At 62.7% G+C, this 7530-nt stretch carries 8 protein-coding genes; 3 read left to right on the top strand and 5 right to left on the bottom strand.

Translation table 11 applies throughout. The annotated features are described in order from the left end of the window. Nucleotides 1-71 precede the first annotated feature (71 nt). Nucleotides 72-1061, top strand: a complete 990-nt coding sequence (locus tag F6X59_RS24390) for a GlxA family transcriptional regulator (RefSeq protein WP_152958680.1) — start codon at nt 72-74, stop codon at nt 1059-1061. Here F6X59_RS24390 and soxR read toward each other — a convergent pair. Then, on the bottom strand, nt 1053-1505 hold the full coding sequence (soxR, locus tag F6X59_RS24395; protein ID WP_152958683.1) for a redox-sensitive transcriptional activator SoxR: 453 nt from the start codon (nt 1503-1505) through the stop codon (nt 1053-1055). The genes F6X59_RS24390 and soxR overlap by 9 nt on opposite strands. A gap of 85 nt (nt 1506-1590) precedes the next feature. On the opposite strand from soxR, the gene F6X59_RS24400 reads away from it, so the two are divergent. Beyond that, nucleotides 1591-1971: an antibiotic biosynthesis monooxygenase gene (locus F6X59_RS24400; protein ID WP_152958685.1), complete on the top strand. Its 381-nt coding sequence runs from the start codon at nt 1591-1593 to the stop codon at nt 1969-1971. Here F6X59_RS24400 and F6X59_RS24405 read toward each other — a convergent pair. Then, on the bottom strand, nt 1950-2720 hold the full coding sequence (locus tag F6X59_RS24405; protein WP_152958686.1) for a S9 family peptidase: 771 nt from the start codon (nt 2718-2720) through the stop codon (nt 1950-1952). The genes F6X59_RS24400 and F6X59_RS24405 overlap by 22 nt on opposite strands. After that, the gene (locus F6X59_RS24410) at nt 2704-3816 is read right to left on the bottom strand and encodes a DUF3182 family protein (RefSeq protein ID WP_152958687.1); all 1113 of its coding nucleotides are present in this window, start codon (nt 3814-3816) and stop codon (nt 2704-2706) included. Before F6X59_RS24410 ends, F6X59_RS24405 begins: the two co-directional genes overlap by 17 nt. A gap of 226 nt (nt 3817-4042) precedes the next feature. On the opposite strand from F6X59_RS24410, the gene F6X59_RS24415 reads away from it, so the two are divergent. Next, nucleotides 4043-5851, top strand: a complete 1809-nt coding sequence (locus tag F6X59_RS24415) for an aminopeptidase P family protein (RefSeq protein ID WP_152958688.1) — start codon at nt 4043-4045, stop codon at nt 5849-5851. 52 nt (nt 5852-5903) lie between these two features. On the opposite strand, the gene F6X59_RS24420 is transcribed toward F6X59_RS24415, so the two are convergent. Further along, entirely contained in the window at nt 5904-6185 is a 282-nt protein-coding gene (locus F6X59_RS24420) for a hypothetical protein (protein ID WP_152958690.1), read from the bottom strand. A gap of 189 nt (nt 6186-6374) precedes the next feature. Further along, nucleotides 6375-7262, bottom strand: coding sequence for a threonine/homoserine exporter RhtA (gene rhtA, locus F6X59_RS24425; protein WP_152958691.1), 888 nt, complete (start codon nt 7260-7262; stop codon nt 6375-6377). Nucleotides 7263-7530 lie beyond the last annotated feature (268 nt).

Here is a 7530-nt window from a genome sequence, read left to right on the forward strand (position 1 = left end):
TGGCAGTAGTCGTTGGATGACGATAGTTATAGGCTGTGGGCATCGACTTGAGGATTGGCGCGATCGACACAATGACGGCAAAAACTGACAGCCCCGGCAGCCTGGCGATCGGCCTGCTGCACTACCCGGGCGCGCAACGTGCGGCGTTGCATGGTCTGAGCGACCTGTTCAGCGTGGCCAATCGCGTGGCCACCGAGCTGGGCGCCGCCGGGTTGCCGCAGATCCGCGTCAGCCACTGGCAGGTTGACGAGGCAGGGCAATTGCAGCTCATTGAGGATAGCCTTGGCGCAGGATGCCAGCCGCTACGTGTGCTGATCATTCCACCGAGCCTGGAGTCGACCCCGTCGGCAGGTCTGCTCGAACGCTACCGCCAGCCCTTGTGCCAGTGGCATGGACAGGGCACGGTGCTGGCATCGGTGTGCATCGGCGTGTTCTTCATCGCCGCCAGTGGCCTGCTCGATGGCCGGGCGGCCAGTACTCACTGGAACTACGCGCAAACCCTTGCCGAGCGTTACCCCAAGGTCCATGTGCAGGCCAACCAGCCGCTGCTGGATGATGGTGACATCGTGACTTCCGCTGGCCTGATGGCCTGGACCGAACTGGGGTTGCGCCTGCTGGAGCGCTATCTTGGCGCATCGGTGGCCTGGGAGACTGCCCGCTACATGTCCGTCGAGCCGGTCAGCAGGCCTGTGCCGGGGGCGCTGTTCAGTCCGCGCCTTGATCATGGCGACGAGGCGGTGCTGAGGGTCCAGCACTGGTTGCAGGCAGCGGGTGCGCAAGATGTCGACCTCGCCGGCATGGCAATCTGTGCCGGGCTGGAGGCACGCACCTTCCTCAGGCGCTTCCGCGCAGCCACCGGCCTGAAGCCCACCGAGTACTGCCAGCAGGTGAGGGTGGGGCGCGCCTGCCGGATGCTGGAGTTCACCCGGCGCACGGTCGAGCAGATTGCCTGGGGCGTGGGGTATCAGGACCCGGGGGCGTTTCGCAAGGTGTTTCAACGCATCACTGGGCTGATACCTAGCGAGTACCGGCAGCGCCTGGCCTTGCCCGGCTCAGGGTAGATGCGGCCCCGGCCCCTCATCAGCCAGATGGTCCTGGCGATTGCGCAGCGGGCATTCCTTGAGTGACATGCAACCGCAGCCGATGCAGCCATCGAGCTGGTCGCGCAGCCTGACCATTTCGTCGATCCTGTGGTTCAGGTCCTCGCGCCAGCGCGCCGAGAGGTGCCGCCAGTCTTCGGCGGTCGGAGTGTGGTCGTTGGGCAGTGCGGCCAGGGCCGAGGCAATCTCGGCCAGCGCAATGCCCAGGCGCTGGGCCATCTTGATCACCGCGACCCGGCGCAGCATTGCCCTTGGGTAGCGCCGCTGGTTCCCCGCATTGCGGGTGCTCTGGATCAGGCCCTTGGTTTCATAGAAGTGCAGCGCAGTCACCGCCACGCCGCTGCGAGCAGCCAATTGGCCAACGCTGAGCAGCTTTTCCGTGGCAGCAGGTACTTTGTTGGGCATGGGAAAAACGCTTGACCTTGAGTTAACTGGAGGTTTTACCCTGCTGTCCATTCCCAAGCAAGTGGTTGCAGCAAGGAGACATGCCATGACGGCGGCCCCGCGTTCCCTGTGGTTCACCCAGATGATCGAATATGAAGTGCCCGCTTCGCGCCAGGCAGCGCTGGCTGCGGCATTGGTCACGCGCAGTGAGGAGTTGGCTACGCGTTGCCAGGGTTTGCAAAGTGTCAGCGTTCAGGCCAGTGACGATGGCAGCCGGGTCTTGCAGTACCTGCAATGGCAATCACGCCTGGCCTGGGTGGAGGCGGCGGAGTGTTTTGCCGAAGAGCCATTCTTCGACCTGCTCAGCCGCCATCAGGCGCGTGGTGTCAACTTCGCCGCGTACCAGACGCTGCGCAGCCTGGTGCGCGGGGCTGATGGTGGGCTGCATTGCCAGGTCGGCGACCCTCAGGCATACCAAGGGGCGTAGTGCGGGTAGCGGTCCAGGCGTGCGCCGACCACCATCTCGCTGACCCAGGCGGCCAGGATCGAACTGTAGGCCTTCTGGCTTTGCTCGCTGGATAGCGCGTGATCGGCACCGTCGACAATGCGATGGGTCAGCGAATGAGCGCTGACGAATGCTGAGCGGTAGCTCATCAGTGTGGCGTGGGGTACATAGTCATCCTGCTCCGATTCGACCAGCAACACATCGCCCGCAAACTCGGCGCAGGCAGCCAATGCGCGGTTGTCGGAAGGGCCGAGCAGGCGCAACCGGTAATCGTTCAGGCGCTGGCGATCAAGGGCTTGCTTGGGCATGTTCCACTCGTCATCCCAGTACATTGCTGGCACGCGCAGGGCCAGCCACTTCACCGGCCGCTGCAAGGTCAGCAAGGTGGCCAGGTAGCCACCGTAGCTGCTGCCGATGATGGCGATGGCGCTGCTGTCCACCGCCGGGTGGCTGACCAGCCGGTCGTAGGCTGCCAGCAGGTCCTTGAGGTTCTGCTCGCGGGTTACGGTCAGGCGCTGGCTTTCGGTTTTCTCGTGGCCGCGCAGGTCGAACGTCATGCACACACAGCCCAGGCCGGTGATCTGCCGGGCGCGCGCCAGGTCGCGCTGCTGGCTGCCGCCCCAGCCGTGGACGAAGAGAATGCCGGGCATCTTGCTGCCGGGGCTGACCAGGGTGCCGACGATGCTGTCATCTTCGACCTGCAGTTCCACGGTTTCACTCTGAATGCTCATGCTGGCGAATCCGCGCGTATTTGCTGAGTTGTCCGAGTTCACTGTCGTTTCCTTGATAGAAGAGGGTGGCGTCAGTGGGCAGGTCAGGGGTGCCGAATACTTCATGGGTGGAGGCGCATACCTGCTGCAGTGCCGGGTCGTCGGCGAATGCCTGCAATGCCAGCAGCTCTGCGCTGCTGGCTCCCCCCAAGCGCCAGGATTGTTCCAGCACGCCGCTGCGCAAATGGCCATCGGCGGTGGTGCCGCGGGCGATGTCGTAGTTACGGCGCGATGCGATGAAGCCTGGGAAGTGCTGCTCGGCGGCTTGTTCGTAGACCATGGCCTGGTTGATCGCCAGGCGCAGATGACCTTCCAGAGGCAGCTGCAGCAGGGCCTGGTAGTCACCCCGCACCACGACCAGCTCGGAGCCGCCGTAGACTTCGGTGCCTTGGTGGTCCCGCGTCAGTTGCTGGGTGCCGTGATAGCTGCAGGTCAGGCCCCCGACGCGGACCTGGCCAACGCTGAAGGTCTCGACATTGCTCAGGTCTTCTTCCAGCACCAAGCCCCACAGGGCCAGATCCCGTTCATCAATGTTGGCCAGCAGCGGTTCCAGTTGATCTGCATGGTTGATGACGTGCTGGCCACGGCCCGCGCAAGCCAGCACCGGCTTGATGCGCAATGGGCCATCAAGCAGCAGTAATTGGGCGGCACGCCGGGCATCGGCTTTGCTGAAAACGGTGTAGCCGCAGAGCAGGGCGTCGCTCGCCTGGCGGGCGAAGGCATCGGTCCAGCCCGGTGGAAATTCGGCCTCGGCCGGCAGCGGGTGGGAAATGGCTTTGGTGGCCATGTAAGGGTGGCTGACCAGGCCTCCGAACAGGTCTTGCTCGCTGCGAATGCCCATGGCGGCATAACGCTCGGCGCCGACCAGGGTCTCGGTAGGCAAGTAATAGTAGTGTGGGTCTTCCTTGGCTGGCACGTCGGGCAGTACGGCATGGCAACCCAGCAGCCGGGCCAGTCGGTCGGCCAGCTTCAGGTGCACGGCATGTTCGTGTTCCGGGGTGTGCTCGCGGGTGTCGAGCAATACCACGGCAGTCTTCTGATCGCGGACACTGGGCATGGGCGTCTGCCTCTGCGCAATGAATGTACAGGTTGTGAAGCCCCTGTCAGCGGTAAGTTCAGCTGGAAGTGACTGATGGTCGCGGCCCGGTTGTAGGAAGCGTCTTCTTTGCAGGGGGCGGGATGGGCATAGCGTGCCGTGAGTCGGCCGCCACGATTGCGGCACCGTGGCAGCTGTTCCATTATTCTCAACCTGGAATAACCACGATGTGTCCGCAGGAGTGCGCATGAACGTTCAGACCACGATTGAGCAAAGTGTGCCGGAGCGCCTGGCGCGCGTGCGCGCAGTCATGGCCCGGGAGGGCATCGATGCCCTGCTGGTGCCGTCAGCCGATCCGCATCTTTCCGAGTACCTGCCGGGCTATTGGCAGGGGCGTCGGTGGCTGTCGGGCTTTGATGGTTCGGTAGGCACGCTGGTGGTTACCGCGGACTTTGCCGGTGTATGGGTTGATAGCCGTTACTGGGAGCAAGCCGAGAAGGAGCTGGCCGGCAGCGGTATCGTCTTGATGAAGCTGTTGCCAGGCAAGCCGGGAGCGCTGGAATGGCTGGGTGACAATGTTCGGCTGCACGGCGCTGTGGCCGTGGATGGCGCGGCCATGGCGCTGGCTTCGGCGCGCCAGCTCGAGGAGCGGCTCCGGGCCCGCGAGGCGCGCCTGGTAACTGATCGGGATTTGCTCGCCGAGGTATGGGAGGGCCGCCCGGCGCTGCCAGGCAACCCGATCTATCAGCACCTGCCACCCCACGCCACGGTCAGCCGGGCCGAGAAGCTTGGCCAACTGCGGGCGACGCTGCAGGAAAAGGGGGCCGATTGGCACTTCATCGCAACCTTGGACGACATCGCCTGGCTGTTCAACCTGCGCGGCAGTGATGTGTCCTACAACCCGGTTTTCGTAGCCTTTGCACTGATCGGCAAGGACCAGGCGATCCTGTTTGTCGGTGCCGGCAAACTCGATGAGCACTTGCGCCATGTACTTGCGGTCGACGGCATCGAAGTGCGCGATTACACGGAAGTTCAGCAGGCATTGGCTGAACTGGCTCCGCATAGCCGGGTGCTGGTCGACCCGGCTCGCGTGACCTGTGGTTTGCTGAAGCACCTGGATGCCCAGGTTCGGTTGGTCGAAGGGCTGAATCCGACCACACTGAGCAAATCACGCAAAGGTGAAGAGGAGCTGGTGCACATACGCCAGGCCATGGAGCAGGATGGCGCCGCCTTGTGCGAATTCTTCGCCTGGTTTGAGGCGCATCAGGGCCAGGAGACCATCACCGAATTGACGGTCGATGAGCAGTTGAGCGCTGCGCGTGCCCGTCGGCCGGGCTTCGTCTCGCTGAGCTTTTCGACCATTGCGGCGTTCAACGGCAATGGCGCGATGCCGCATTACCGCGCTACCGAAGAGTCCCATGCGGTCATCGAAGGTGATGGCCTGCTGTTGATCGATTCCGGAGGGCAGTATCTGGGCGGTACTACCGACATCACGCGGATGGTCCCGGTGGGTAATCCGACCCTGGAGCAGAAGCAGGACTGCACCCGCGTGCTCAAGGGCATGATTGCCTTGTCGCGTGCCAGCTTCCCGCGCGGCATCCTGTCACCGTTGCTCGATGCCATTGCACGGGCGCCGATCTGGGCAGACCAGGTCGACTACGGTCATGGTACCGGGCATGGCGTTGGCTACTTCATGAACGTGCACGAAGGCCCCCAGGTGATTGCCTACCAGGCGGCAACCACGCCGCAGACGGCAATGCAGGTGGGCATGATCAGCTCGATCGAGCCAGGTACCTACCGGCCTGGCGCCTGGGGTGTGCGTATCGAGAACCTGGTGGCGAACCGCGACGCGGGCAAGAGTGCATTCGGTGAGTTCTTGTGCTTCGAGACCCTGACGCTGTGCCCTATCGATACCCGCTGCTTGCTTGTGGAGCTGCTGACCAGGGATGAGCGGGAATGGCTCAATCGCTATCACGCAACGGTGCGCGAGCGTCTTTCTCCGCTGCTGCAAGGGGCTGCACTGACTTGGCTGGAGGCGCGTACTGTGCCGGTGTGATTGAGCTGGCAGTCGGTAGATGAAAGAAGGGCAGCCCGTGGGCTGCCCTTCTTTATTTACAGATGACGATCATGCTGCGGCTGGTGTAGCCGGCGGGGTTGATACCGAACAGGTAATCCCCGGGTTCTTCGTCGCTGTCTCCGGAGCGGGCGATCACCTTGTAACCGCGTGAGCTACAGGAGCTGGCCGCCTTGCTGTAACACTTGTCCCATGAGGAGGAGAGGCCTGAGCAATTGATATGCAGGCCCTTTTTCCCCTTCTTGACCTCAGTCTTGGCCGTTGCGGCGCAACCGGCAATGGCCAAGATGGCCAGGATGAGCAAAATACGTTTCATTCCTGTCCTTAAATGCAGGGCCGACCAGCGGTCTGACCCTGACGTAATCGCATCGGTTCTTCCTGAATCGTCCTCGGCATCCGTGTCCGCACAAGTAGATAGCGAAAAGATTATGATTTTGTGACAGCTTAATCAGCAAGGCGAATGGGGACAATGGCTAATCTTGTCTCAATGAAAATACTTCTCAGATCAGTCTGCTGCCAGTGCAGGATTCGCCTCTCGGCGCATGGACAGTGTGGCGCCAACCGAGGCTGCGATGATGGCAAGAATTGCCAGCCACTGCGTGGTGCTCAGTACTTCGCCGAGGAACAGCAGGCCCGACAGTGCGCCAATCGCCGGTTCGATACTCATCAGCGTGCCGAAGGTACGGGCTGGCATGCGGGTCAAAGCGACCATTTCCAGGCTGTAGGGCAGGGCGGTTGAAAGCACGGCCACACCCAGTGCCATCGGGATCAGGGCAGGGGTGAGCAGTGCACTGCCGGCATGCACGATGCCGATAGGCGCGACAAACAAGGCTGCGACCACCACGCCGAGGGCGGCGCTCTGGATGCCGTGCTCGGCGCCGGCACGTTGGCCAAACAGAATGTACAGTGCCCAGCACACGCCCGCGCCCAGCGCATAGGCTGCACCCAGCAGATCGAGCGGCTGGCCACCGTGCCCGACGGGTAGCAGCAACAACAGGCCGGTAACTGCCAGGGCAATCCACGCGAAGTCCAGCGCCCGGCGCGAGGCGAACAGCGCCACGGCCAGCGGGCCGGTGAACTCCAGGGCGACGGCGATGCCCAGCGGTGTAGTCTGCAGGGACATATAGAAGAGGAAATTCATGCCGCCTAGCGACATGCCGTAGATGACGACGTTGCGCAGGGTGTTGGCGGTCATGCGCACCCGCCATGGTCGCAGGATCAGCAGCATGATGATGCTGGCGAAGATCAGACGCAGGGTGGTGGTACCTTGAGCGCCGATGAGGGGGAACATGCTTTTGGCCAATGAGGCGCCGGACTGGATCGAGGCCATGGCGATCAGCAGCAGGCCGATCGGGAAGAGAGTGGCGGCCAGGCTGCGGGGCTGGGTGTTCATTTCTGCGCGGCTATCCTTGGGAGGCATGCGGGGTTGTGCAATATAGTGCGCAATTGCTTGGGTGGGGTGCAAGGGGGCTGGGTTGAGATTGGTTGCTTTTGAGAGGTGTCCGCCACAGGCGCTGAATGCGTTGCGGCAAGCACCTGGTGGCCCTGACACGGTCTTCTCTTCCTATATTTCAATTTCTTGAAATTAAAGGTTGACGGCCTTTCGAATCCCCTTATAATGCGTCCCACTTCCAGCGACATCGGAACGACAAACTCTTTGA

Origin of the sequence: Pseudomonas sp. MN1F (assembly GCF_009391885.1) — a bacterium.
Classification (GTDB): Bacteria; Pseudomonadota; Gammaproteobacteria; order Pseudomonadales; family Pseudomonadaceae; genus Aquipseudomonas.